The sequence below is a fragment of the Reichenbachiella sp. genome (assembly GCF_965223055.1).
GTDB lineage: Bacteria > Bacteroidota > Bacteroidia > Cytophagales > Cyclobacteriaceae > Reichenbachiella.
The window spans coordinates 462,647-488,381 of the sequence record NZ_CBDCVM010000010.1 but is presented as its reverse complement, the minus strand read 5'-3'; the positions used below and the strand labels follow the sequence as shown (position 1 = coordinate 488,381).

The window sequence follows — 25,735 nt, the reverse complement described above, 5'->3', positions numbered from 1 at the left end:
AGTTTTGTTTATCTTCATCCAGAACAATCTGTATTCCATATGAAAAAATCTACGTTCCTCCTTCTTTTTGTTGTTATCAACTCCTATTATTTGTCAGCACAAAAGTCTACCGAAGACATCATATTTATTGTAGATGAACTGCGCACTACATGGGATATTGAGGCGCTGAAGATGGAGAAATACGATGGAATGAGAGAGTATTGTCATTCTAAAACCTATCGCAATAAAGTACTTGATATCCTCAATCAAATCCATCATTACGATACTACATTGTACTATACAGTCACTGACAAGTACGATATTAGTTCTGATCCAGAAGCCAAAGAAACGCTTGAAGACATCATGACTTTAGAAACTGTATATACAAACCCAAACTTTGTAGCCTTTTTAAAAAAGGAGTGCGAAAAAGTAATTCACATTGAGAAGAATATGGCCAAAAAAGACAGTGGTGGATTTGACAAAGACATACTGGCTTTGGAAGAAGAACTTATTGAATACATAGATGCTGTCACTGAAAGAGTGGACTTAGTGGATGAACATATTCATCATCTGAAAGAATTGGATCCAAAGTCGCTAAAACCAGCGAAGAAGAATGAAGAAGATGCTTCCGGTTTCTAATCCATTTCATTAAGATGTACAGTAAATTTAGCGCCTTGTTTTGGTCGACTATCCACTAATAGCTCGCCATGGTGATAACTCAAAATGGTGCTGATGATATACATACCAAGGCCACTTCCATTGACGTGAGAATGTAGTCTTACAAAAGGCTTCATTATTTCTTCCTTGTATTTTACAGCATCAAAGCCCAATCCAGTATCTTTCACTATTAGAGACACTCTTCCTTTATTTACTTCCGTCTTTAATTCGATGACGAGTGGCTTCTCGGGGTTTTTATATTTCACAGCATTTGTGAGCAAATTCTGCATGATACTTTTCAGATGCAATGGAGGGTAATTAAATTGTTTACAAGCTGAGAAATCCTTTTTGAAAGTTGCATTTGAATCTTTTATATCTTGTAGCATTCCTTGTGCTACCTCTGCCAATATTTTGTCAAATGACACCAACTGTGAATCTTCGTTGAGAGATGCTCTAAGATGATTCACGTCATTCAATGCGTTTACAGTCATTGATAATTGCTCCGCACTACGTTTTACGTTTTTCAATACCGTATCATAGCTATTATCACCCATTTTAGTGTTTTCCAGCATTTCTATCAATGACTTCATGTTATTCACTGGAGCCTTTAAATCGTGCGCGGTGCTATATGAAAAATGCGTAAATCGCTCAATTTCCTCTTGTGCTTCTTGCAAACGATCCGCCATGTTATTGAAAGCATCTACCAAATCCTCAGTGATACTTTCAGGTTTTAATTGGATTCTTGTGTCCAAATTTCCTGCACCCAGTCTTTCAGCACCTTTTCTAATTTGCTCTAATGGCACCCAAATCTTATAGCTAAATGTGTATACGGCCACCAAAGAAAGTGTTGTGAAAAAGATGGTGAGCACAACGATCCACTGCATGGACATTTCTTCCGCCTGCTCCACAGACTCCACTTGTGATTCAGTAAACATTTCTAAACGCATCAATACACCTTCTATCTGTCCATTGAATTCATTTTCTTCGGATTCCACTTTTTCAGCCTTCAACATGGCAGTTTCCAAATCTCTTTGTTCCAACAGCTCCAATACCTCTATGGCATGTTTTTCATAACTGGTGTGCTCAGATTCCAATTTTTTCAAAGCCACTTCCAACGTCTTTAATTTAGACAACAGACTACTACTGGTTGTATTTTTCAAAGCTCGTTGCACTTGCTCATCTGCATCGAGCAAATCCTGATCCACCAGAGCGGCCAAATAACGAAAGGTACTATCTGCACGAACAAAATGTTCTTCAGCAAATTGATTTTTATCAAACTCTTCGGCATACCTAATAGCTCTTTCAAAATTGATCGATTGTTCGAGTTGATTTGTCTCGATCTGAGTTAAAATTTCAACCAATGGTAAATCTATTCGAGCTACATCGTCAATATCCTGATGCGTTGCTAGCATTCTGAGTAAAGCAAATGCACTTAGAATAAGCAGCATCAAAATGATGAAACTACTTCTCTTCAATATGGTATCTCTAACTTTGTTTTTCATCTTTCGCTTTACTGTTCTTTATGAATATTTTCATTAATCGAGGTCTAACTTTGCATTCATCACACGTATAACCTCATCCAAATCCATGGTGGCAATTTGCAAATTAGCCATGAGTTCTTCATAACTCTCTCTATCATCCCAAGACATTTTCACCAAATCTAGAATGCCTAATATGGATGAGATCGGTCTTCTTATGTTATGTGAGGCATAGAATGCATAATCTTCCAGTTTGGCAATTACAGCCTCTTTTTCTTCGCGTTGTTTTTTATCACTCGTAATGTCATTTGCAACTGCAATTCTAGCTTTGCTCTCACGATATGTAGTGGAATGTCCCGATATTTCGACGGTAAACACAGAACCATCACTCCTTCTGTGCTGCCATTCAGATTTCTCCCATTTGGCACTCAGTTTCTGTTCATAATTGAGGTCTGAAGACTTAGATGTTTGTCCTGCGTCCACTCTCAAATCCTTCAGCGTCAATTGCCTAATTTCGTCAAGATCATATCCATACAAAGAAATAGCTCCATTGTTGGCATCCAATATAGTAAACGATTCAGGATCGAAAATCAGCATGGGAACGGGACTATCGTTGAAAACAGAATGGTAACTAGCTTCCGTTAGCTGACGAAGCCCTTTTTCTTTAATTCGTAGTTGTGAACTATAGGATTGTGAGATATAGGATGCTGCTGTGGTTAAGTAAATTTTGTCATGAGTGGTCCATCGATGTAGCTCGGTTGTTTTTTCCACAAATATGACCCCAAGAATCACTTCCTTATACCAAACTTGAATTCCAAGCATTGATTTGATTCCATTTGGACGAATGTAACTGGATTTTATTTCATCTGTTGTCCTACTCTCAACAGCATCATCTATTTTGATAATCAGTTTTGAGCGAATGGCTTCATATAAATTGGGACTATTATTCCTATCAAAAGCGTCTCCTTTTACAATCTCATCTTCACTTTTTTTATAAAGGAAAAGATTTTTTAACACGCCACTTTCTTGATTCAAAGCCCAGAATCCCGCACGCTCTACATCCAATTCAAAACTTAAAGCAGCTAACACTTCGTGGACTAAATCCTTAAATCTACCATTATGCAAATAGTCTGACCGAGATAATTGTAATAAAGTCTTGTGTTTTGCTTTTGTCCTAACCATTAATTTTTCATTCACAAAAATGCATACTCCTAGCCTTCGCTAATGGATTATAGGATATCAGGGAGGGTCTAAAATAGATCAACTATAATAGATCCGCAAGTTAATGATATTCTATTTTTTGCGATTCTGTTGAGTGAATTAATTTAAATAAAAAGGTCAATTTTATTTATTCATCTCTGAGAGATCGTGCTGGATTAGAACGAGCTACTCGCAATGCTTGATTACCCACTATCAGTAAAGAAAAAATCAAAGCGATTAATCCAATGACTGGGAAGATCCACCATTGTACATCTACACGAATAGGATATCGTTCCAAATACTGATCTAACAAATACCAAGTCACGGGAGCTGATAAAACAAACCCTACCAAGACTAGCTTAGAAAAATCCTTAGACATAAGGGCTATAAGGCCTGTTATGCTAGCCCCTAATACTTTTCTAATTCCTATTTCCTTGGTTCTCTGCTCTGCCGTAAAGGATGCTAAACCAAACAATCCTAATCCTGTAATAAATATGGCCAAAATTGAAAAAATGGTAGCCAGATTTTGGATCATATTGATGGTGTCGAACTTTCGTTGAAACTCCACATCAGCAAATTGATAATCAAAAGGATAGGCTGGATTGTATCGATCGAACAACGCCTCTACAGTTTTTAAATTTTCATTTAGCCTATCGCCATTTTTTAGCCTAATAGTAATAGCATTAATCCAATCAGGATTCACAATCATAAACATAGGTTTCACTTCTTTATAAGGAGAACCCATGATCACATTGTCCACTACTCCGATCAAGTGCCTTTTTTCGCCCCACAAGTCAAGTGTAGTTCCAATAGGATCTTCTAATCCCATCAGATCCAATGCTGCTTTGTTAATCACTATTGCTGAAGTATCTGTAGAAAACTCTTTTGAAAAATCGCGTCCATGCAGCACTTTAATGCCCATAGTTTTGGCATAGTCATATTCTGTAGAAATGGTAGTGAATATTACTTTTAAGTTTTCTGGTTTACCTGGCCAACTTAAGAAGTTGTTTGAGTTGATAGAAGTAATCCGGCTATTGGAGCGTGTCACAGATTCTACTGCACCTGATTGCAGCAATTGGTTTTTGAGAATTTCGTAATTTTCGGCCAACTCGTCACTATAATCTACAGATATGAGATTGGATTGATCATAGCCTAGATCTCTATCCTTTACCAATTCAATCTGACGGAAAATAACAACGGTACTGACAAGGAGCAAAATAGAAAATCCAAACTGCATTACCACGAGGACTTTTCGTGGAGAGGTTGCTCCTTTTCCAATTTTTATAGTGCCTTTTAGCGTTTCTACAGGACGAAAAGACGAAAGATAAAAAGCGGGATAACTTCCTGATAAAATTCCAGTCAGAAAAACTATGCCCAGACCAATCTGCCAGAACGCTACTGACGAATAATCAATATAAAGCGCTTTATCAACCAAATTGTTGTATGCAGGAAGTACAAGTTCCGCAATCAAAATGGCCAGCAAAAATGAGATGAGTGAAATAATTAAAGACTCTCCTATAAACTGCAAAATCAAATACTTTCGAGTCGACCCCAGGCTTTTTCTAATGCCAACTTCGCGTGCTCGTCTTTCAGATCGGGCAGTAGCCAGATTCATGAAGTTGATGCAAGCAATAATCAAAATAAATATAGCAATCACTGAAAACAGCTTCACGTGATCATTTCTACCTTCTTTAATTTCGCCATTAATGAAATTGGAGTGCAAACGCCATTTTTCTAACGGATGCAAAAACAATCTTCTCGGCATATCATCTTCCCCATTATCAGCTAGCATCGTAGCTATTGCATCATCTACTGCTTTCTGGGAGTTTTCATCATTCAACTCCACAAATACTTGAAAGGAATAGTTACCCCAATTCGTTTTGTTTCGAACCACCCATTCACTGAGCATCTCCCTTTGTTTCCATGGCACAAGGAATTCAAACTCAAACGATGAATTATCAGGCACATCTTTTAAAACTCCAGTTACTTTTAGATTGACTTGATCTTCAAAACGAATCACTTTACCCATCGGGTCTTCATTCTTGAAAAGCGTTTGTGCTAAAGACTCACTGATCACAATGGAATGAGGGTCATCCAAAACAACGGCAGGATCTCCAGTCAACAATGGGTATTCGAACATTTCAAGAAACTCTTCGCTGGCATAGTATCCTCGCTTAAGCAATCGAGTATCTTCTACAGTAAGTAACCGTTCTCCTCCCCACCCTGTCACAACAGAATTCAATACACTGCTGTGAGCAGTTTTCATCGCTTCATAAGTCGGCAAAGGAATTGATTGCCAAGTATTAATTTTATTGTCAAAATTGGCATGCACCCAAACCTGATGTAGGTTTTTGTACTTTGGAATAAACTTATCAAACGACAATTCATCAGATACCCAGAGCCAAATGAGTATGCTACAAACAATACCTACGGATAGCCCAAGGATATTAATAGCTGAATAAAGTTTATTCTTGAATAAGTTTCTAAGCGTGATTTTGAAAAAATTCTTAAGCATGATTCAGTTGAGTTTGAGTTTTCTTAAGGATTGATTCAAACTTCAAATAGTTGCAGCAGAGGTTAACTTTATTTTGTCCTATTTATAACAAGTCATTTGATTTGGGGAGCTACTTTACTCTATCTGACTTATAAGACAGTGGAGTTTGCCCTGTAAATTTTTTAAAGGCCTTATTGAAGGATACTTTGTTATTGAAACCGGCACGATAGGCCAATTGAATGACATGTTCTCCTTGACATTCTGGTTTCAGAAACAAAGCTTGAACATACTTAATTCGATATGCATTGATGAAGTCAAAGAAATTTTGATTAAAGTATTTGTTGATGACCAGAGACACATTGTGTCTGGTTGTATTGGCTTTTAGCGCCAATTGATTAAGGTTAAGATCATTGTTCAAAAAAAGCTCATCCTCTACCATCAACGATAGCAACTTCTCTTTCAATTCCAACTCCCCTCTTTCAGTCAATCCCGAATTTTGATATTTATGCCTTAAAAGAATATTCGAAACAGGCTTTCCAGCAAGCACCTGAGGATAGATATAGCCAAGAAAACTGACACAAAAGATAAAGAAAGACATGGCAAATGAAATCATATAATCCCATGTCACATCAAAAAAACTAAAGTTGACTAGCGCATAATACAGCACAATGGTTAGATAGTATCCAGAATAACTAATCAACAAATAATTAAACCAAGGCTTTAGATAAGAATCCTTCAGATTTGCTTGATAATAAAGGCGAAAAGCAAAAAACAGATAAGTGCCCATATATACGACTTTCAAATAGGCATTGAAGCCTATGATCAAGAATGGCCGGACAGTTGGATTCACCATATTGTTTCGATCCCCTCCTTGAAAATTATTAATGTATATGGGCATCAAACATAACATGATACCAATTGGAAATAGGAAATGAAGCCAATCGCTTTTCTTCAGTGGCTGGCCCGTGGTAATAATTCTTACATATAGAAAAAACAATACACCTGATATTAGCAACAGTGGATGGTACCAACCATTGAGATATGGGAATTGGCGATTGTAATGTGTCCAATACAACACATAACTAAAGAGAATGACTGCAAATGTAAGTAGCAGAAAACCCAAGATTTTGTTCGCTTGAGATTGGGCTCCTTTCAAATTGAATAAGGCTATAAAAACAAACAACGCCTGCAATGAAACAAAAAGAAACAATGAAGTCCAGGTATCGAATGAAGGTGCTGACGGTGCTTCTACATTTTGAGCAACAGCAGTACTGTGAAGCATCATAAACCCAATCCACAGGACTACCAATAAATTCTTCTGTGTTGTTTTCATTTTACATTCTGAATGGCAAAGCAACTAAGACCATATTTTCCAATTTAGCGGTAAATCCGATAAAGATTAACCGAAAGTCCTATAATTCTATTCGTTCATATAGTTTTGTCTTCTTAAGCAAATAGTCACTTATGATCGCAGTCATTTCTCCAGCCAAAACACTGGATTTTGAAAACAACATAGAGCAAGAATCATTCACTACCCCGCGATTTTCTACCCAGACCAATCGCCTCATCAGAGAACTAAGATTGAAAAAAGCTGAGGATATCCAGCAACTGATGGGTGTCAGTGAAAATATTGCTAAACTCAATGTCAAGCGATATAAGGACTATCGAAGGGAGCATACATTAGATAACTCAAAGCAGAGTATTCATGCCTTCAAAGGTGATGTATATGTTGGATTAGATGTTGATCAACTTGATGCTTCAGATATAGCATTTGCTCAAACTCATTTGCGAATACTATCCGAGCTGTATGGACTGCTACGCCCAAAAGACATCATCCAACCTTATCGCTTAGAAATGGGCACAAGTCTTCAAGTCGGAGATCACTCTTCTTTATACAAATATTGGAATGATCAAATTGTGAAATTGGTACATAAGGACTTAAAAGAACAAGGAGATCAGGTGATTGTTAATCTGGCATCCAATGAATACTTCAAAGTCATCAAAAGGAAATCACTCAAGGCCAACGTGATTGATGTTGAATTTCTTGACTTGAAGAATGACAAATACAAAGTGATCTCATTTTTTGCCAAAAAAGCGAGAGGCATGATGGCCAGATACATCATAAAAAACAGAATCAACAGTCCAGAACTACTCAAGGGATTTGACGATGAAGGCTATTACTATGATCCAAAGTCCTCTACTGAAAACAATATAATATTTAAAAGGGATCAAGCACCTGCTTAAGCTCTGGAAAAATTTGTTGGAAATTCTCACCTCTCAATTGATCAATGGTCTCTAATTGTTTTTTGAGTTTCGGTAATTTTCCGGACCAGTCTTCTTGATACATAAATTGGATCAGTGCTTGAAATTCTTCCAACAAATCCTTTTTAGTTCCTCGAGCGGATAGCCATTCTATATGCTCTTGAATAGACTGGGATACTGTTTTTTTATGAGATGAAGGCAACACCTTTATGTTGAAATAATCTGGCCTTGAAAGCAGATTCAGATACACTGAATCTATATCAATGAGCTGTTCATTTACAAAAAATTGATGCAATGCAGGAATTGAAGCTACATTTAGTACACTCACTGTAGGGGCAATCTCAATTTTGACGAAGGGTGTTTGAGTTTTTATTGCCCTAATATTATCAACAAATTTTTCCCAAGACAATCCCTTTCTTAAATACTCACCTTCTGCCCCCATCTGGTCTATACTTGCGGACACAGTCACTCGATCAAAATGCTTCCACAAATCCAATACACTTCTATCTTTTAACATGAGAACACTCAAATTACTATTGTATCTCAAGTGAACAGTGGTTTGCTTTTGGTCTATCAATCCCTCCAACCAATCATAGTGCTCTTTCATCATAAGAGGCTCACCACCAGCAAAGTAGATCTCTTCTACTTCTACGCCTTGATTTAAAAGTTCTTTCACAAACTTTGAACTATCTCTACTTGCTTCAACAATTGCTTTATTTCCAAAATTTTGTTTGAGCAATTTTGCTTCTTCAAACCAACTTGAACTCGCACCATGCCAACAGGTTCTGCATCGAAGATTGCACAAATTATTGAATCGAATATCAAAATAAATCGGTTGAGCATCAGCTGAAGATCCATCTGAAGATGTTTTGTCCACCCAATTCATTTTATGATTAAATTTCTCTAATGTTTCGGTTCTCATGCTACTTTTACCTGCTGCTTCTTTACTGAAACATGAGTGGCATCTTTTATCCTTTTTTCCGTCCTTCAAAAACTTTCTAAACGCCTGAATAGGTTCTCCTTGCCAGATCTCATCTAAAGATTGAGTGTTTATGTTACCATAAACTATATTGGCATTACAGCATGCTTTTGCTAGGCCATCCGTATCTACATATAGATGAAGCCAGGGCATCAGGCATAAGTTTTGGTTTGAATTTTGCAAGAACTCGAAATTGATGTTTTAAATTAGTGATTACGACCATTGTCAATTCAAAATTACTCTTTAAAGCAATCATGGAAATATTATTGTTGAAACTAAATATCGAATCATGAATTTTAAGTTTGGCAAGTTCATTTTATTCCTAGCGCTTTTCATAAGCCACACATTGTATGCTCAATCCAATGGAGTGGAAAAACCATCCTCTAATGTTGAAACGCTTAAATACAAGTTAAAACTTGGTTGGTTTAGCATTGGAAGTGGTGAGGTCACTATTGATAATGATTCCTATTGGCGCGGGTTTCCCTGCTACAAAGTAGGTGTTTATGCGGAAACACTTGGATTGGGCAACTGGCTTGGCAGCTTAGATGATAATTATACGTCTATGATTGACAAGAAAACACAAAAGCCCATTTACAATGAAAAAAATGTGGTAAGTGGTGATGCTACTTGGGAGCAATGGACCAACTACAATTATGATTCCATGACCGTGGATGTGAAGGTTTTGGATTATAAAAGAGAAGACCCTAATCGCGCCTGGCAAGTAAAACTTGAAGAGAATACTCAAGATGTGCTTGGTACATTTCTCTATTTCAAACATTTCGATTGGATCAATCTTAATATCGGGGACTCCGTGATGCTTACCACCCATTATGAAAGAAAATTGTATCAAGTAGGTGTGCGCTATATGGGACAGCATATCATAGAGTTTAATGAACGATATGTAGGCACCTATAAGTTGCACCTTCTTTTGCCAGAAAATGACAAATTGAAAAAGAATCGTCCGGTTGAAATATTTATTAGTTCAGATAAAAACCAGTACCCTATACTTATTCAGACTAAGCTCCCATTCTTAGGAAAAGGAAGAGTAGAATTGGTCGAACTCAATAATGGCGAGCCAATATTTTAAGACAATTTAAAGGCCTCAAGAAACTGAGGCTTTTTCTTTGGAGAAACTTCTAATTCTACTTGATTTTCCATAGTGACATACCCTCCTTTACCTTTAGTATATCTAATCACATAATCAGTATTGATAAGGCTCGAACGGTGTATTCTTACGAATTTATTGGCAGGCAGCATGTTTTCAAAATGCTTCAATGTCTTTGAAATCAATAGTGGTTTGGCTACATCTTTCAAATGAAACTTTGTGAAATTGTCATCTGCCTCGCAATAGATGATTTGATCTATCGGTACAATCTCAAACCCTTCAAATGTAGGCAGCATGATCTTTTTGGGTCGTTCGTTTTCATGCTTGATGTTGTCTAGTAGTACCTGCACATGAAACGAATCCTTGCTCTGCTTTCGTTCCTCATGAATTTTTTCTACAGCCTGAACAAGCTCATCAATATCCAACGGTTTGAGCAAATAATACGCCGCGCTCATGTTCAACGCCTGAATGGCATAGTTGTCATAAGCAGTCACAAATACAGTTTCAAAATTAACCTTATCCAATTGCTCAAGTAAATCGAACCCAGTACCAAATGGCATTTCTATATCTAGAAAAACCAAATCTGGTTGATGTTTTTCGATAGCCGCTAACCCTTCCTGAATGTTTTTACATTCAGTTTTCAAATCAACCTGAGGACAATACTTCGCCAGATAATTAGACAATATCTGTCTACTGTCCTGTTCGTCATCTACCAATATGGCCTTGAGCTTATCCATGATTCGAAGGTGTTAATATTTCAACTTTCGTTCCGGACCGATCTTCGTTCAGGTCAGAAATTGAAATGACATAATTAGTATGATATACTTGATTAATAATTGACACCCGCTCCAACGTGTTTTTCAAACCTACAGAATTCTTCTTCTTCTGGTTATCAGTCTTTAGTTGCTTAGAGGCAAATCGGCCAATCCCATCGTCTTCTATAGTTATTTTCACACCTTCTCCATTCTGATAGATATTGACATTAAGCTGACCTTTTTCTTCCTTATACCTCAATCCATGCCATATGGCATTTTCAATATAGGGCTGAATCAGCATAGGTGGAATTTCTATTTCATCCAAGTCCAGTGACTCATCAATTTCAAAAGCATACTCAAACTGATCTCTAAATCGATAGTGCTCAAGTTTCAAATACAAAGCTATCATTTCCCGTTCCTCTCTCATGGTAATAAACTCCTTCTGAGAATTGTCTAACACCATACGCATCAGCTTTGAAAAATCAGCCAGAAATTTATTCGCGGCTCTTTCGTCATTCAACGCAACAAATTGATTTACAGAATTTAAGGCATTGAAAATAAAATGAGGGTTCATCTGGGAACGTAGAGACTTCAGGGCCAACAACTGCCCTACTCGCTTGGTCTGCTGCGCCTTCCTATGAATAGAATAGGCGCCAATTACTACCAATATCAACAAAGCCAATAGACCATAAATCATCAACCGCTGGCTCTTCAATTGCTGAACCTGCAATTCAGAGGTAGTTTCTTCCAGCAGATAGCTGGACTCATCTAAAGCCAGGTCTTTCGTTAGCGCTTGAATGTCTTGCTGCTTTCTAAGCAAAGACTCTCTGACACTAGTCTTATTGTTCTGTTCATCCATAAAGCGCTGCAGTGCCTCACTATGCGCTTTGTAAGCGCCTAAAGCCAAAGTCCTCATCCCAGATTGATTATAAGCTTCTGCCAAAGCCAAATAAGCATTAGCTCTTTCTTCAGCACTTCCGGTAGAATCAGCAAGGACCACAGCTTGTTTAAGCTGCTCGATGGCTTCTGAGGTTTTTCCTTGCTCAATCAAGACTTTACCAATGGCTTGCCGCTGTTTAGTAGCTTCTACTGGTTGATTAGAAGCTGCTTTCTTCAAAGCAATTTTTTCGCGCAACGCTATTTCTTCTTCCTTTTTATCTTGTTCCTGATAGATATTAAGAAGCTCGTCCGCTTCGATGTCTTCCATCACTACTTTTGATAACTCATAGTCGAGGTCATTCGATGCAGCTGCCCCTTCTGCGGAAGGTTCTGGCGCCAGAGATTCTTCCGCTGCCGCAAAATTATCTTCTTTCGCATAAGCTCGAGCTTTTACAGCACGACCCTTGGATTGTAGTTCTCTGGATTGACTATAGGTAGCCGATGGTTCTAATTGGTTCACACGCTCAATGGCCTGAGGTGTTTGGCCTAGCTCAATCTCATTCTCAGCTACATTCAGTTCCACCTCCAACCGCTTACTTTCCTCGATCTTAGTCTGACCCAAACGCTCGTAATATTGCTTTGACAATTCGAAGTTCTCCAATTCAAAGTTCACTCTACCCAAAGCGTCCAAAGTAGTTCTATAATCCTCAGTGTCTGTATAGGCGCTTGTTAGGATCTTTATAGCATCCTGATAATTCTGTTTGGCCAATTCGAGTTCTCTTTGACTCTCATTGATTTTCCCAAGCACTATATAGCACTTGGCTTCATTGAAGAAACTTTTTTGTGTTATGCTTGTCGCCAAAGCTTGTTCAACCAAATCTAATGCACCGGCTGGATCAGTAGCCATCAAAGATTCTGCTTCTTTCAGCAAACTTGGTACACTCTGATCAACTGAAATATTTCGCTCTGACAAACTCCTATACTTCGATGCCTTCTTCCTCTTCTCCTGGGCGTTGGCACCCATGACAATTAGCAGAAAAAACATCAAGGTTAATATCGTTTTGTAACTATTCAAGCTTTTTGTTTCTTGATTGGAAACCAGACTTCTTCTTCTGAATCTGGATGATTGTTCATATACTTCTCTCCCAGTAACTCATACTGCGGACGAGAGCCATCGGCCTCATAACCTGAGGTAGGCATCCATTCTCTTAATATGTATTGTAAGGTTTGATGAAACTGACTACTCAAGCCCTTATGAACAAAAACTGCATACAAGCCTCCTTCCAAGTCTAGCACATCCATACCTTTTGGTATGTCATTCTTACTTTCCACTTCCATGGCCGCCCATTTCACAAAACGTGTATTCTCATCAGCCAGTCTCCAGTCAAAATCAGTTTCAAACTTTTGTAGGGAATATTTATCCTGAGATAACGTACCTACTATTTCGTTTCTTCTAGGCATAAATGTCCCCCACAATTTCCCAGTTAGGCTATTAGTCATATAGGTCATTTCCATAGACATACCTACAAGTGTTTTGGCAGATGACTCAACAATTCGTGGTGCTTGCATAGTTCACTTTCTAATTTCAACTCCAACAAATTTGCACACAAAACGAAGGAATAAAAAATGAGTTTATACAATGAAATATCATTAATTCCACTCCAGCTAAATGAAAGCTTTCCTTTACTCAGTGAAAGCTACCCTTCCCTCATTGCCGCTATTTTGTTTGACCCAATCCCCAGACTTTTGAATCATCATTTAAACAAAAAAGTCATGAAGAATTCAACCTCAGTATCAGTTAAAACTATCGCTTTCTTTCTTATTACAGTTTTTACAATTAGCTGTTTTTCGCCAACCACTCAAGCCAAACCCGAAACAGATAAGCAAAAAATCATGCTGGCATTATTACTCGATACCAGCAATAGCATGGATGGTCTCATCGACCAGGCCAAATCCCAACTTTGGACGATAGTAAATGAATTGGCTGCTGCTAAATGTGGCAATGGAAGCAGACCTGAAATTCAAATAGCTCTTTTTGAATATGGGAATGATGGTCTTCCTCAAGCAGAAGGCTATATGAGAATGGTCACTGATCTAACCACGGATCTAGATGAAATATCGGAGCGACTATTTGGACTATCAACCAATGGTGGAGACGAGTACTGTGGTTATGCGATTAATAAGTCCATCAAAAAATTGAATTGGTCAGACTCAAAAGCTGATTTGAAAATGATCTTTATCGCTGGCAACGAGCCTTTTAGCCAGGGAAATGTCACTTATGAATCCGCCTGTCATTTGGCCAAAGAAAAAGACATTGTGGTTAACACCATCTTTTGCGGTGATTACAACGAAGGTATTCGCACATCTTGGAGACACGGGGCAACACTTACTGGTGGGTCTTACATGAGTATTGAGCAAAATCAAAAGACAGTATACGTGCAAACGCCATATGATGACAAAATAGATCAATTGAATAATGAGCTAAACAAGACCTATATCTATTATGGTTCCAAAGGTAAAAGCAAAAAGGAAATGCAAATGAGACAGGATCAAAATGCAGAATAATACAGCCAGGCCAATAAGGTGAAACGTGCCATTTCTAAAAGCTCACATGCTTATAAAAATTCAAGCTGGGATTTGGTGGATGCTTATGAAGACAATGAGGAAGTTCTAGAATCCGTAGAGGAAGAATATCTTCCAGAACCCATGCAAGAAATGGATGCCGACGAAAGAAAAGCTTATGTAAAAAAAGTAACGAACGAAAGAGAGTCAATTAAAAAGGAAATTCAAAAACTCAGTGCAAAACGCAAGCAATTTATTGCAGACAATAAACCGGTCGCTGCATCAGAAAACACACTAGATCATGCCATGGTAAATGCAGTAAAAGATTTGGGTAAGTCCAAGCAACTGATTTTTGAGTAAGAGGGATAAGCTACTATGATTTCAATTGTCATAGTAGCTTTAATTTCTCATATGTAGTTGATGGGTAAGGTTTTTGGCTAATTGGAATGTATAAAGTGTATGCCTCAATCCATGCTTAACGTTTCCTATATCAACAACAAATTCTTTTTCATCGTTTCAATTTTTCTGATTAGCATTCATAGTACTTATGGTCAGGATCCATTGGAAAACTATCTGACGTTAAATGGATACTCGGTAGAAAAAAGCACTGTCAAAAGAGATATTAACTTTTTTCTAGACACACGGTTCAATGCTGACCATGTCTTTTGGCATCATGGAGATGTGACTTTGCCCAATGGACAATCATTTGATTCCCTCCAACTAAAATTCAACACCATAAAAAATGCTTTGTATGTCAATACAGGAGCAAAGCATTACAGGTTTAGTACTACAGCACTCACATCTTTTAGAATTACTATTAAAGGTCACTTACGACATTTTGAAAATGGATATGGAATACAAAAAACTTATCAGGTAGTTGCCAAATCAAGGTTGACGGTCAAAGAACTCACCAAATACCTGATGGAATACAAGGCACTGCCGGCATTGGAGATTATTCAACTTTCGATGATGAGCAAAACCAATGAGCAAAGTTTGAGTATTGATATTGCTACGTTTGGAGAAGATGTATTAATTGAATTTAAACAACACCTTAGCGCTAATACCGACATATATGAAGTAGAAGTCATTTCAGAGATGGCAGATCAAAATGAGCGGACATTATTCGAAGTTTTATATAAGTCACCAGAAGTTTACCTGCTCAAACTGAATACAAAAAAGAACTTAAGTAGTGGAGCTGTTTCTTTGGTGAATCAAAGGAATCAAGTACTTGTAGATGATGAACTATATTTTTTATCGAACAGTAGCAAAAAACTGATTCCAATTACCCTAAATAAAAACTCTGTTCAAAGTGCACTACTCAAACTTGGAATTCCAGTTACAAAAGAACATTTAACAGTTAGGAATGAAGGAAAACTAATGGATAGCCTAATTGAGATACAATCAAATAAAGCAGAATAGATTGACTACAGAGCGTAAAACTGAATCATTCTTACCTAATGAAACATACTTGGCTGCTATTCAAACAAACACATCAATTTAATCTAGCTTTGCCATATGATAGAAATCGGTAAATACAATTCATTAAGCATTGCCAGATTAGTTCCTCCCGGCGCCATTCTCATCGATGAAGAAGAAAATGAAGTTCTACTTCCCAACAAGTATGTTCCAGAAAACGCTCAGGAAGAAGATGAACTCAATGTATTTGTTTATACCGATTCAGAAGATCGAATTGTAGCCACTACCCTCACTCCTAAAGTCATGCGAAATGAATTTGCCTGTCTCGAGGTGAAGGATGTCAATAATATTGGCGCATTCATGGATATGGGACTGGAAAAAGATTTGCTTATTCCCTTTAGCGAACAGCAAAAGAACATGCGACCCGGTCAATGGCACATGGTGTATGTTTACCTCGATCAAATTACAAAAAGACTCGCCGGCAGTGCTAAGATTTATTACTACATTGAATCGGAGAATATCGAACTAGAAAACAACGAAGAAGTAGACCTAATCATCGGTGAAACTACGCCATTGGGTACGGCGGTCATTGTCAACAACAAGTACCAAGGACTCATCTACGAAAATGAAGTCTTTCAGGAATTGTTGAAGGGAGATAAAATGCAGGGTTTTGTCAAAGGAATCAGAGAAGACGGAAAAATCGATGTCAGTCTGAGAAAAACTGGAATGGAGCAACTGGAAGATGGTGCTGCCAAAATCATAGAAAGACTGAAGCTCAACAACGGCAAGCTCAATATTCACGACAAGAGTGCACCTGAGGAGATTCAAATGATGCTTCAAATGAGTAAGAAGAACTTCAAGCGATCATTAGGTATTCTATATAAGAAAAAACTGGTAAAACTCAATCCTGACAGCATAGAACTTCTTTAGAAAAAGAACCCTCTCAATCTCCTGAGAAGGCCTTCTTGAACTTGAAATGTACTTTTCGAAAGTAACAAATGTCAATTACACCTCAAACGTCATGGGGTTGAGTAGTTCAGTTATTGATCAGCAGTGTGTGCTGTAATATGCTTTTTGAAAGACCTGGAGGAGCTCAGTTCTAAACCACTCTGTAGCGTAAATTTGAATTCATTATTTCCTTGATAGCTCTGCTTCTTAATCCAGTGCTTGTTGAGAATGTACGCTCTGTGAATACGCATAAAATGACTGGGATCAAGCTCAGACTCAAGAATATTCATCCCAATCCGAAAAAGAAAATCTTTTTTCTCAGTAACCAATTTCACATAATTGCCCTGCGCTTCCATATAGCTTATGTCCTCAACCCTAACTTCATTTTCAAAACCTTTATCCTTGATCAGAAATGATCTACGAAACTTACCTTTTGGGTCTTCAAAAGTTTTGAATAGAGATTTCATTTGACTTGCCAATTCACTCGATTGATCAGAAGCAATTCGCTCTCTAACCAATTCCAATGTATCGCTAAGGCGATCTTCATCAAATGGTTTTAACAGGTAGTCCATCGCGTGCACATCGAATGCCTTCAGAGCATATTGGTCATAGGCAGTAGTAAATACAATGTACGGTACTTTATCCAGTTTGTTAATGACTCCAAATCCATCCAGATCAGGCATTTGAATATCCAAAAACACCAAATCCGGAGTTTTTACCTGGATTGTTTCCACTCCCAGCTTTCCATTTTTTGCTTCAGCTACTACTTCAAAATCCGTATGTACGGCCAGCAATTTTTTCAATCGCTCGCGAGCCAGAAACTCATCATCTACAATCACACATCTAATCATGCCATAAGGGGAATTCTAATTTCAGATTTAAATTGCTGGTCATCCACTTTCCTAAATTCACAGAAATAATTTTCCTGATAATCCTGTTCCAATCTTTTCTTTACGTTTTGAAGTCCTATACCAAAACCCACCTGATCCTTAGCGTTTAAACCATCATTATCAAAATTATTTATCACCAACTTCAACCAAGGTTCGGGTGATCCATTTTGATAGGTCATTGCTGAAACTGATATATTACTCAATCCCGTACTCTTGGATACTCCATGTTTGATGCAATTTTCGACTAATGGTTGGAGGATCAAACTAGGTACTTTGCATTGAATCAAATTTTCATCTATTTCAAAGTCAACTTCCATTCTATCTTGAAACCTAATTTGCTCGAGTTCGAGGTAGTTCCTAATAAAGTCGATTTCCTGTTTCAATGTGACAAATTCCACTTCATCATTGACCAACATACTTCGAAGCAAGTCTCCCACTTTCGTAATCATTCGTTGTGCCTTTTTCACATCTATGTCGATCATGGAAGATATAGAATGAAGCGTATTAAAAATGAAATGTGGATGTAACTGCATTTTTAGTGCATCCAGTTGTGCTTTTGCCAAATCTCGTTCTTTATTGACCAATTTCTTTTGATAATCAATCGCCATAAATATTCCGATAATTACCACTCCTTCGATCAAGCTGGTAAAAAAGCCAGTTATCAATTCAGAACGATTATTATCTCCGAAGAAATCGCGCATATAACCAACTTGGAGATAATAAGTGAAATTATAAAGCCATATCGATAAGCCATTTTGAACAGATGTGAAAAATACAACTGTTAAAAAAGTCAGGAAAATTCGAAGCTGAAAAATACTCTTGGAGGCTAAAACTCTCCTGCCTATGGTAAACAGCAAGGGACTGAGTATGGCCCAAATGACATTGCTGATTATAAGTTTGGTGCTGATAGACACCCAACTAAACTCAAAATCATAAGCATTGGTTAAGTGAAATGTGAATTGTTGCAAGAGTTGAAATACTGTTAATAAGACAACAAGTATCACCAGTGTGGTCTGGGAAATAGGCAATTTCCCAAAATAAACATTTATACTGTTTTTGATTCGCACTTCAAACAATCGATGATTGAAACACTAAAGATACGATAAGACATTAATCGAAATACTGCCGGTGTGACAATTTGCAGAAAAAGTGATGGCAAGTTCCAAGAAACTTGCCATTATAAGTATTTATTAAGCTTCTTTAGGGAGCTCTTCTATTTCTTCAGAAACTTGAGAAGCGGTTTCTTCTTGTGATTCTTTTAGTGAGATGGCCAAATTGTATTGTTTATCCATGGCGAACTCATAAGTAGCACCTTGAGATAATTCCACCGCAGTCATTGACTGATCCAAAACAGCAAATAGACTTTTGGCGACCATGGATGTCTTCACTTCTTTACTTGGGCGCCCATTGGATAATTCCATTGTGAATGAATGACCACCTTTCTCTTTAGGATTAATATCATGAAACTCGTGTTTTTGAAATTTATACTGTTGTGGTTTTTCGGCAGCATCCTTCATCAATTTAAGTACCATCGGACGATACTTGTTCCAGAGATAAGAATATTTCAAATTGTCCAATACATGATTTTCCATGCCAAATTTTATTTTAATTAGTTAATAAGTTAAAGATTCTCAAGACCGTTTGAGAATGTGCTGCTAAAGTCAGGTGATGGTATACAAGATTTTCATTGAAGAAGTGATTGGGCACACCCTTATCGGGTTGTCAATAACGTTGTAATTCAGAAAACACTATTTCTAGCTCAGTACGAGTTTTACTCAATTTAGCAGCTAACCGATCTAGCATATTTTCTCTCTCCCCAGGTTCAAACAAAAAATCTTCATCTCTCAACGTAGGAAACCAAGTTTTGAGTATAATTTTCTGTTCTCGCCAACTCCTTACAATATTCATGTGTGCAAGTTATACAATTCTCACTCCGGAAGCCAATAAGTGACCAATTGGCTTTGCAGAATGATAGAATTCAAACAAAAATTTAGTTATGCTTGTTTATCCATACGGTATGGTCTTTAAATTTCGTGTTAACTTTAGCTATTATTGCAACAAGTACAACAGCTCAAAAATAAACTATGTATAAAAACGTCTGTTCTTTTCTTGATTATTTCTCTATAGTATCTACTGCATGTAGCAAGAGAACATGCAGACCCATCTGCACTACCAGAAGATAAGCATACCAGTGAATTGACATACATGGACATCTACAACCTGGCTTTGGCAGCAGAAAACGGAGGTGGAATGGATTTTCATGGCGATGCATTTGGTAATGAGGCTTCACTGATGACCTAAGTATTTATGCCAACGGGAGTTGTGGTAAAAAAGAGTGTGGTATTTCACTTGATCATGGAAAACAAAAATGCAGAAAAAACAATTTCAGCAGTCATCAAAGGCAAAATTCAAACTGCCTGGAAATGACATATCAATGAAATGATACGAATGTATCAACTACAGCCTGGACAGGCATTATCAATCGGTTGTTCTCATATTTGTCATCAAGACAATTCTTACATGATACAAAGAGAAATAGTATCTGCAGGATATGCTGGAACTAGACAATTCATTATTAGAGACAAATACCCAAGATTCCATCGCCACTTCCACACCGAGCTGAACATGTGACATGTGTATAGCTATCGGCTCATCATTTAAACTAAAAAGAGTATGAAACACTCCTTTATTGCAATAGTGATAGCCTTTTTCGGTTTTACCCTCAATCGGCTAACGCACAATTTGACTCTTTAATGGCCCTATTTCCGATACCATCCCTGCTACATGAAGCAAAAGTGGATTGGATGATTAGGAATTGGATATGACTATTACACCATTGATCCTGATATTAACAGAAAAATTAGGTTTGCTGGCTATTAGAATTATCTATAGAGCTCTGATTATAAATTTGGCCTTGCTCGATGCTCATCACATTTTGGGAATTGCGTATTGGACCAAAGGCTTATTAGAAAAAGGGCTCAATGAAAACCTAGCAGCCCAGGAAACTTTATGAAGAAGCTAGGAGAAGATAGATGGCTGAGAATAATTATAGATGAATTCGGCTAATATCTATGGCAATCTCAACCAGCATGACAAAGCTATAAAAATGCTTAAATCTGTGATCGACATTGGCCAAAGCTAGAACAAGATAGCCAATTGCTTGGCCTGGACTTATAACAATATGGGTACTGAGTACCGAAAATTAGGTGATTTTGACTCTGCATTAATTTATCTAAAGAAAGATCTTCCTTTTGTTGAAGCACATAAAGGATACTGTTGGATTAGCACTAGTAAATAACAATATAGCCGTAGCATACAATAGTAAAGGTGAGTTCACTACCACAGCCATCGAACATATCTGACAAGTTGCCAGGAGATTATCTCAAGCTCAAAGAAAGTAAAAAAAGACTCGCAGAAGTGTATACACCAATTTTGCTTCCAACTATGCAGAGTTAGGGTATACTCGAAAAAGACAAAGTTTATTTAGACTCGGCGTTAGCACTTGCCGCTGAAAGCATCAATGCCAAACGTATTGAACAAGAAATTTATCTGGGGCTCTCAGACTATTATTCGCGCATCCATGATTACAAAACCTCCTTAGATTATTACGAAAAACACATTCAGATAAAGGACTCTACCAGTAGTGCAGATGTACAAAAGGAAACAGAGATTCTACAGCTACAATATGATGATGAAAAAAAAGCCAAACAACTTGTTCTACTTGAAAAACAGCAAGTCGAGGACCAATTTCAATTTTGGCTACTAGTTGTAGTTTCTGGAGCTATTCTTCTTTTATCTACTTTAATGATCTATACGCTTCGACTTCGAGTGAGAAATGCAAAAATGATAGAGAAAGAACTTCAATCACAGGTAGAGCAAAAAAACAAGGAACTTACATCATATGCGCTCAACTTCATTCAAAAAAATGAACTACTCAACGAACTCACAGAAAAAATAGCTGAACTAAAGAAACAATCAGATACAAGTTCAATCAAGGAGCTCAATCAAATGAATGGCATAATCAACAGTAGTTTCAGAATGGATCATGATTGGGACAATTTCAAAATCATGTTTGAAGAATTGCATGGCAACTTTTTTGTAAGGTTAAAAGATCGATTTCCAGAATTAGGTAATGCTGAGCTCAAACTATGTGCGTTGTTAAGGTTAAATATGAACCTGAAGGAGTCCTCAAGAATATTAGGCATATCGTCAGATAGTGTTAAAACAGCACGCTATAGATTGAGAAAGAAATTTGGATTGGCCACAGAAGACAACCTGGTAGACTTTTTGATAAAATTCGATTCCGAAGAGCATCATTTGGCAATAGCATAACTCAGTACAAACACCAATTATTTGTTTTGAGACAAACCCCTTATCATTGCAGCTTCAAATTTTTCAAGTGATTTCATTAGATGGATCTATATTTCAATGAAATTATTCGCTATGCATTAGGCATTAGATCTATATGAACTTATCCGGGCTCGATATTCGGCCTTTTAGACTGTTTTTTATCTGATCAAAGAAAGCATCCTCACCTGGCCAGCAGGCATACTTTATGTACTTGGTTTCATTTGTTGTTTTTTGGGAAATACAGCTTTATGGTGACCTCCTGCTCCATATTAGTATTTCTAATTCTCAATATATATGGTTGGTATTTTTGGGTATTTGGCAAAGAAAAAAGAAGAAAAAGAACTGCCTATCACAACTCATACAGTTTGAATCAAAACATCTAGTACTTCTTGCTTCTATCCTTTTGTGGGGATCGGTATTGTTTCGGCTACTTCCTTAGCTAACATACACCTAATCTGGAGCACATATAACACCTGCGGCCATACCCTATTGGGATGCGACCACTTCTGTCTTAAGTGTCACGGGAATTTGGCTGATGACTAAAGAAGAAAATTGAAAACTGGTATTATTGGTTTGCAGTAGATGTTCTGGCTTGTGGTATCTATTTTTACAAAGGCATTTATTTTTATTCATTTTTATACGGCGTATACATTGTCATGGCAGTGTCAGGCTATCTCGCATGGAAAAAATCACCAAACCTACTTTCAAAGTAGTCATTACAGGTCCGGAGAGCACAGGAAAATCAACACTTTCCAGGCAGTTAAGTGAGTATTTTGAACAGCCCTGGTTACCCGAATATGCAAGAAGTTACCTCTCAGAATTAGATCGCCCATACCAGGACAGTGACCTGGTAGAAATAGCCAAAGGGCAAATCAAAAATGAGAATGAGCTATTGTGCAATGGTCATTCAACCCTATTCTTAGATACAAGTTTGGAAGTAATAAAAATATGGTCGGAATGGAAATACCAAACTTGCGACTCCTATATTTTGGATAATTTCAATTCTAGAACAGCGGATCTCTATTTATTACTCTCTCCTGATATGGCCTGGGAACATGATCCATTGAGAGAAAACCCTCATGATAGAAACGTGATTTTTGATATTTACAAAAATGAGATAGATGGTTTAAAAAAACCATATGAAATTATTTCAGGTTTAGGTCTACTTCGCACTCGGCGTGCAATTAAAGCTATCCATAAATACCAGAATAAATAGTTTTTTCTTGAGTAGTTCTACTTGCTTTTTACAAAACTTATCTAATACCTTTGCGCCCATAAGGGGGTGCCTCTAATAATTACAGGCTGAGATTATACCCATTGAACCTGATGCCGATAATGCGGTCGAAGGGAAATAGTGGTACGCTAAAGACAGGAGTGCCCTTAGCTCTTGTCAAGTATTAACTAATAAGTTTACAATAATGAAAATTCAATTTTTAGTTGCCATATTATTATGCAACGCTGCGGTCTATGCACAAAATGAAACCATGCTGGACTCAATCAAAACAGTAGATCTAAAAGAGATAGTAGTCTCTTCTACACGTGCGACTAGCAAAACACCAATGACCTTCAATGAAATCAAAAAAGAAGAAATTGAAGAAAACAACACGGGCAAAGATTTGCCTTATCTTTTGGAGAATACACCTTCGGCTGTTACAACTTCTGATGCTGGTGCTGGTGTAGGATATACTGGAATCAGAATTCGTGGAAGCGATGCTGCCAGAGTAAATGTTACTTTGAATGGTATTCCCTACAACGACCCAGAATCTCAAGGAGTTTTCTGGGTAAATTTACCAGACTTTGCTTCTTCCATTTCTTCCATTCAAGTTCAACGCGGTTTAGGAACTTCAACCAATGGAGCCGGTGCATTTGGCGCATCTGTAAATATTGAAACCAAAGGCTTGAGCAAAGATCCATACGCTACAATAGACAATGCCTATGGTTCTTTTAATACATGGAAGCGTACAGCCATGTTTGGTACAGGGTTGATTGCCAACAAGTTTGCTATTGATGGTCGATTGTCTCGGATCTCATCGGACGGTTATGTAGATAGAGCTACTTCAGATTTGAAATCTTACTTTTTATCTGGAGGGTATTACGGCAAAAAAGCACTAATCAAATTCAACATATTCTCTGGTCACGAAACCACTTATCAGGCTTGGTATGGTGTCCCTGAATCCAGAATGAATGATGACGTAGATGGAATGAATGCATACGCTGATAGAAATGGGTTGAGCGATGCTGATCGTGCCAATCTGCTCAACTCTGGCAGAACCTACAATCAATATACTTATGACAATGAAGTAGATGATTATGAGCAAACACATTATCAATTAATATCTGCGTTTGATTTATCGGAATCAATTACACTTAATGTTGCTCTCTTTCTAATTCATGGGGAAGGTTATTTTGAGCAGTACAAAACAGATCGAGATTTTGCTGACTATGGACTAAATGACATAACGATTGGTTCTGAAACCATCACTAGCACGGATTTAATCCAACGCCGATGGTTGAATAACAATTTTTACGGCACTACTTTCTCTCTTGATTATCAACCAAGCAACAGTTTTAGATTTACACTCGGTGGAGCATGGAATGAATATGATGGAGATCACTTTGGAAGAGTCATTTGGGCACAATTTGCCAGTAATGGAGCTATCCGTCACCCCTATTATTCAAATAACAGTTTAAAAAGAGATTTCAACATATTTGGAAAGGCAATTTATGACCTCTCTGATCAATTATCACTATTTGGTGATTTACAATACCGTACGGTTGATTACACTATGAAAGGGAATGACAATGACGGTCTGACAATTGACCAGTCACACAATTACAACTTCTTCAATCCAAAATTCGGATTGAAATATCAGATAAATGATCGATCAAATGTGTATGCATCTGTAGCGATAGGAAGCAAAGAACCCGTAAGGTCCGACTTTACTGATAACGTGAGCGGAACTATTCCAAAAGCTGAAAACCTGACTGATTTTGAAGCAGGTTATAGTCGAACTTCAAGTAAATATTCATTCCAGGCTAATTTCTATTGGATGGATTATAAAGACCAGCTTGTACTCACTGGTGAATTGAATGATGTCGGTTCATCTCTTAGAGCCAATGTAGATAAAAGTTATAGAGCTGGGATAGAACTTCAGGCAGGCTATCAACTGACTGAAGATCTAAAAGTAAATGCCAATGCTACTATTAGCAAGAATAAAATAGAGAGCTTCGATGAAACTATATACAACTATGGTGTCGGTTGGGATGAATACAATGCTGATGTCATTTCGTATGGAGAAACAGACATCGCCTTCTCGCCAAATGTAGTAGCTGGTGGTAATCTCGATTACTCTCCTCTCTCTGGTTTGAATCTGAGATGGATACATAAATATGTTGGAGAACAATTTCTCGACAATACTTCTACCGACTCTCGTAAACTAGATGCCTACTATATAAGCGATGCTGTAGCTACCTATACGTTCACTGGTGAAAGCTTTAAAGCCATAAGCTTGAAACTGGCAGTATATAACCTCTTCAACAAAATGTATTCAGCCAATGGCTACTCCTGGGGCTATCGAGGCGGTGGAGACGAGATTAGAGAAAATTTCTACTACCCACAAGCTGGAACCAACTTCATGCTTGGTCTAAACATTAAGCTTTAAGCGAGATAATCAGTCAGCAGTTTTCTTTCAGTAGGAAATTGCTGGCTGTTTTTATTTAAAGTAAATCGGAATGTATCTTTGCTTTTTTAGCACACTGCAAGTGTCATTCAATGACTTGA

At 37.5% G+C, this 25,735-nt stretch carries 23 protein-coding genes and 1 riboswitch; of the genes, 11 read left to right on the top strand and 12 right to left on the bottom strand.

Annotated elements, in window-relative coordinates; all coding sequences use genetic code 11:
- The first annotated feature begins 39 nt into the window (after nt 1-39).
- The gene (locus tag ACOQO5_RS09905; RefSeq protein WP_420581535.1) at nt 40-618 is read left to right on the top strand and encodes a hypothetical protein; all 579 of its coding nucleotides are present in this window, start codon (nt 40-42) and stop codon (nt 616-618) included.
- Here ACOQO5_RS09905 and ACOQO5_RS09900 read toward each other — a convergent pair.
- From ACOQO5_RS09900 to ACOQO5_RS09885, 4 genes are all read right to left on the bottom strand, one after another.
- On the bottom strand, nt 615-2,138 hold the full coding sequence (locus ACOQO5_RS09900; RefSeq protein WP_420581534.1) for a sensor histidine kinase: 1,524 nt from the start codon (nt 2,136-2,138) through the stop codon (nt 615-617). The two genes, ACOQO5_RS09905 and ACOQO5_RS09900, sit on opposite strands and share 4 nt — an antisense overlap.
- A 33-nt stretch (nt 2,139-2,171) precedes the next feature.
- Nucleotides 2,172-3,296: a PAS domain S-box protein gene (locus tag ACOQO5_RS09895; RefSeq protein ID WP_420581533.1), complete on the bottom strand. Its 1,125-nt coding sequence runs from the start codon at nt 3,294-3,296 to the stop codon at nt 2,172-2,174.
- A gap of 166 nt (nt 3,297-3,462) precedes the next feature.
- Entirely contained in the window at nt 3,463-5,829 is a 2,367-nt protein-coding gene (locus tag ACOQO5_RS09890) for an ABC transporter permease (RefSeq protein WP_420581532.1), read from the bottom strand.
- 109 nt (nt 5,830-5,938) lie between these two features.
- Nucleotides 5,939-7,141 (bottom strand): helix-turn-helix domain-containing protein, encoded by a 1,203-nt coding sequence (locus ACOQO5_RS09885; protein WP_420581531.1) that lies wholly within the window; start codon nt 7,139-7,141, stop codon nt 5,939-5,941.
- A 131-nt stretch (nt 7,142-7,272) separates the two neighbouring features.
- On the opposite strand from ACOQO5_RS09885, the gene yaaA reads away from it, so the two are divergent.
- On the top strand, nt 7,273-8,052 hold the full coding sequence (gene yaaA / locus ACOQO5_RS09880) for a peroxide stress protein YaaA (RefSeq protein WP_420581530.1): 780 nt from the start codon (nt 7,273-7,275) through the stop codon (nt 8,050-8,052).
- Here the strand turns inward: yaaA and ACOQO5_RS09875 are convergent.
- Entirely contained in the window at nt 8,027-9,202 is a 1,176-nt protein-coding gene (locus tag ACOQO5_RS09875; protein ID WP_420581529.1) for a twitch domain-containing radical SAM protein, read from the bottom strand. The genes yaaA and ACOQO5_RS09875 overlap by 26 nt on opposite strands.
- A gap of 136 nt (nt 9,203-9,338) precedes the next feature.
- Between ACOQO5_RS09875 and ACOQO5_RS09870 the strand changes: the two genes are divergently transcribed.
- On the top strand, nt 9,339-10,136 hold the full coding sequence (locus ACOQO5_RS09870) for a DUF3108 domain-containing protein (protein ID WP_420581528.1): 798 nt from the start codon (nt 9,339-9,341) through the stop codon (nt 10,134-10,136).
- Here ACOQO5_RS09870 and ACOQO5_RS09865 read toward each other — a convergent pair.
- The 3 genes from ACOQO5_RS09865 to ACOQO5_RS09855 are packed head-to-tail and all read right to left on the bottom strand — an operon-like array spanning nt 10,133 to nt 13,357.
- Nucleotides 10,133-10,891: a LytR/AlgR family response regulator transcription factor gene (locus ACOQO5_RS09865; RefSeq protein ID WP_420581527.1), complete on the bottom strand. Its 759-nt coding sequence runs from the start codon at nt 10,889-10,891 to the stop codon at nt 10,133-10,135. The two genes, ACOQO5_RS09870 and ACOQO5_RS09865, sit on opposite strands and share 4 nt — an antisense overlap.
- Nucleotides 10,884-12,833, bottom strand: a complete 1,950-nt coding sequence (locus ACOQO5_RS09860) for a histidine kinase (RefSeq protein WP_420581526.1) — start codon at nt 12,831-12,833, stop codon at nt 10,884-10,886. Before ACOQO5_RS09860 ends, ACOQO5_RS09865 begins: the two co-directional genes overlap by 8 nt.
- Nucleotides 12,834-12,859: 26 nt before the next feature.
- The gene (locus tag ACOQO5_RS09855) at nt 12,860-13,357 is read right to left on the bottom strand and encodes a GyrI-like domain-containing protein (RefSeq protein WP_420581525.1); all 498 of its coding nucleotides are present in this window, start codon (nt 13,355-13,357) and stop codon (nt 12,860-12,862) included.
- Nucleotides 13,358-13,561: 204 nt separating this feature from the next.
- Here ACOQO5_RS09855 and ACOQO5_RS09850 point away from each other — a divergent pair, with 204 nt between their 5' ends.
- From ACOQO5_RS09850 to ACOQO5_RS09835, 4 genes are all read left to right on the top strand, one after another.
- Nucleotides 13,562-14,353, top strand: coding sequence for a vWA domain-containing protein (locus tag ACOQO5_RS09850; protein ID WP_420581524.1), 792 nt, complete (start codon nt 13,562-13,564; stop codon nt 14,351-14,353).
- Between the two features lie 18 nt (nt 14,354-14,371).
- Nucleotides 14,372-14,710, top strand: a complete 339-nt coding sequence (locus ACOQO5_RS09845; protein ID WP_420581523.1) for a hypothetical protein — start codon at nt 14,372-14,374, stop codon at nt 14,708-14,710.
- Between the two features lie 111 nt (nt 14,711-14,821).
- Entirely contained in the window at nt 14,822-15,769 is a 948-nt protein-coding gene (locus ACOQO5_RS09840) for a hypothetical protein (RefSeq protein ID WP_420581522.1), read from the top strand.
- A 96-nt stretch (nt 15,770-15,865) separates the two neighbouring features.
- Entirely contained in the window at nt 15,866-16,696 is an 831-nt protein-coding gene (locus ACOQO5_RS09835; protein ID WP_420581521.1) for a S1 RNA-binding domain-containing protein, read from the top strand.
- Nucleotides 16,697-16,806: 110 nt separating this feature from the next.
- On the opposite strand, the gene ACOQO5_RS09830 is transcribed toward ACOQO5_RS09835, so the two are convergent.
- The 4 genes from ACOQO5_RS09830 to ACOQO5_RS09815 form a co-directional block, all read right to left on the bottom strand.
- Entirely contained in the window at nt 16,807-17,565 is a 759-nt protein-coding gene (locus ACOQO5_RS09830) for a LytR/AlgR family response regulator transcription factor (RefSeq protein ID WP_420581520.1), read from the bottom strand.
- The gene (locus tag ACOQO5_RS09825; RefSeq protein ID WP_420581519.1) at nt 17,562-18,305 is read right to left on the bottom strand and encodes a sensor histidine kinase; all 744 of its coding nucleotides are present in this window, start codon (nt 18,303-18,305) and stop codon (nt 17,562-17,564) included. Before ACOQO5_RS09825 ends, ACOQO5_RS09830 begins: the two co-directional genes overlap by 4 nt.
- Nucleotides 18,306-18,794: 489 nt before the next feature.
- Nucleotides 18,795-19,196 (bottom strand): hypothetical protein, encoded by a 402-nt coding sequence (locus ACOQO5_RS09820; RefSeq protein WP_420581518.1) that lies wholly within the window; start codon nt 19,194-19,196, stop codon nt 18,795-18,797.
- Nucleotides 19,197-19,326: 130 nt separating this feature from the next.
- The gene (locus ACOQO5_RS09815; RefSeq protein WP_420581517.1) at nt 19,327-19,512 is read right to left on the bottom strand and encodes a hypothetical protein; all 186 of its coding nucleotides are present in this window, start codon (nt 19,510-19,512) and stop codon (nt 19,327-19,329) included.
- A gap of 1,935 nt (nt 19,513-21,447) precedes the next feature.
- On the opposite strand from ACOQO5_RS09815, the gene ACOQO5_RS09810 reads away from it, so the two are divergent.
- From ACOQO5_RS09810 to ACOQO5_RS09795, 4 genes are all read left to right on the top strand, one after another.
- Nucleotides 21,448-21,936 carry a helix-turn-helix transcriptional regulator gene (locus tag ACOQO5_RS09810; protein WP_420581516.1) on the top strand — a complete coding sequence of 163 codons (489 nt, stop codon included), beginning with the start codon at nt 21,448-21,450 and terminating at the stop codon, nt 21,934-21,936.
- Between the two features lie 569 nt (nt 21,937-22,505).
- Nucleotides 22,506-22,667, top strand: a complete 162-nt coding sequence (locus ACOQO5_RS09805) for a nicotinamide mononucleotide transporter (protein ID WP_420581735.1) — start codon at nt 22,506-22,508, stop codon at nt 22,665-22,667.
- Entirely contained in the window at nt 22,634-23,170 is a 537-nt protein-coding gene (locus ACOQO5_RS09800) for an AAA family ATPase (RefSeq protein ID WP_420581515.1), read from the top strand. Before ACOQO5_RS09805 ends, ACOQO5_RS09800 begins: the two co-directional genes overlap by 34 nt.
- Nucleotides 23,171-23,222: 52 nt before the next feature.
- A riboswitch (TPP riboswitch) is annotated at nt 23,223-23,323 on the top strand.
- A 49-nt stretch (nt 23,324-23,372) separates the two neighbouring features.
- Nucleotides 23,373-25,616: a TonB-dependent receptor gene (locus tag ACOQO5_RS09795; protein ID WP_420581514.1), complete on the top strand. Its 2,244-nt coding sequence runs from the start codon at nt 23,373-23,375 to the stop codon at nt 25,614-25,616.
- The last annotated feature ends 119 nt before the right edge of the window (nt 25,617-25,735 follow it).

Coding starts and splice junctions, on each gene's coding strand:
- ACOQO5_RS09905 (WP_420581535.1), top strand. CDS start 40: ATGAAAAAATCTACGTTCCTCCTTCTTTTTGTTGTTATCAACTCCTAT.
- ACOQO5_RS09900 (WP_420581534.1), bottom strand. CDS start 2,138: ATGAAAAACAAAGTTAGAGATACCATATTGAAGAGAAGTAGTTTCATC.
- ACOQO5_RS09895 (WP_420581533.1), bottom strand. CDS start 3,296: ATGGTTAGGACAAAAGCAAAACACAAGACTTTATTACAATTATCTCGG.
- ACOQO5_RS09890 (WP_420581532.1), bottom strand. CDS start 5,829: ATGCTTAAGAATTTTTTCAAAATCACGCTTAGAAACTTATTCAAGAAT.
- ACOQO5_RS09885 (WP_420581531.1), bottom strand. CDS start 7,141: ATGAAAACAACACAGAAGAATTTATTGGTAGTCCTGTGGATTGGGTTT.
- yaaA (WP_420581530.1), top strand. CDS start 7,273: ATGATCGCAGTCATTTCTCCAGCCAAAACACTGGATTTTGAAAACAAC.
- ACOQO5_RS09875 (WP_420581529.1), bottom strand. CDS start 9,202: ATGCCCTGGCTTCATCTATATGTAGATACGGATGGCCTAGCAAAAGCA.
- ACOQO5_RS09870 (WP_420581528.1), top strand. CDS start 9,339: ATGAATTTTAAGTTTGGCAAGTTCATTTTATTCCTAGCGCTTTTCATA.
- ACOQO5_RS09865 (WP_420581527.1), bottom strand. CDS start 10,891: ATGGATAAGCTCAAGGCCATATTGGTAGATGACGAACAGGACAGTAGA.
- ACOQO5_RS09860 (WP_420581526.1), bottom strand. CDS start 12,833: ATGTTTTTTCTGCTAATTGTCATGGGTGCCAACGCCCAGGAGAAGAGG.
- ACOQO5_RS09855 (WP_420581525.1), bottom strand. CDS start 13,357: ATGCAAGCACCACGAATTGTTGAGTCATCTGCCAAAACACTTGTAGGT.
- ACOQO5_RS09850 (WP_420581524.1), top strand. CDS start 13,562: ATGAAGAATTCAACCTCAGTATCAGTTAAAACTATCGCTTTCTTTCTT.
- ACOQO5_RS09840 (WP_420581522.1), top strand. CDS start 14,822: ATGCTTAACGTTTCCTATATCAACAACAAATTCTTTTTCATCGTTTCA.
- ACOQO5_RS09835 (WP_420581521.1), top strand. CDS start 15,866: ATGATAGAAATCGGTAAATACAATTCATTAAGCATTGCCAGATTAGTT.
- ACOQO5_RS09830 (WP_420581520.1), bottom strand. CDS start 17,565: ATGATTAGATGTGTGATTGTAGATGATGAGTTTCTGGCTCGCGAGCGA.
- ACOQO5_RS09825 (WP_420581519.1), bottom strand. CDS start 18,305: ATGCGCGATTTCTTCGGAGATAATAATCGTTCTGAATTGATAACTGGC.
- ACOQO5_RS09820 (WP_420581518.1), bottom strand. CDS start 19,196: ATGGAAAATCATGTATTGGACAATTTGAAATATTCTTATCTCTGGAAC.
- ACOQO5_RS09815 (WP_420581517.1), bottom strand. CDS start 19,512: ATGAATATTGTAAGGAGTTGGCGAGAACAGAAAATTATACTCAAAACT.
- ACOQO5_RS09810 (WP_420581516.1), top strand. CDS start 21,448: ATGATAGAGAAAGAACTTCAATCACAGGTAGAGCAAAAAAACAAGGAA.
- ACOQO5_RS09800 (WP_420581515.1), top strand. CDS start 22,634: ATGGAAAAAATCACCAAACCTACTTTCAAAGTAGTCATTACAGGTCCG.
- ACOQO5_RS09795 (WP_420581514.1), top strand. CDS start 23,373: ATGAAAATTCAATTTTTAGTTGCCATATTATTATGCAACGCTGCGGTC.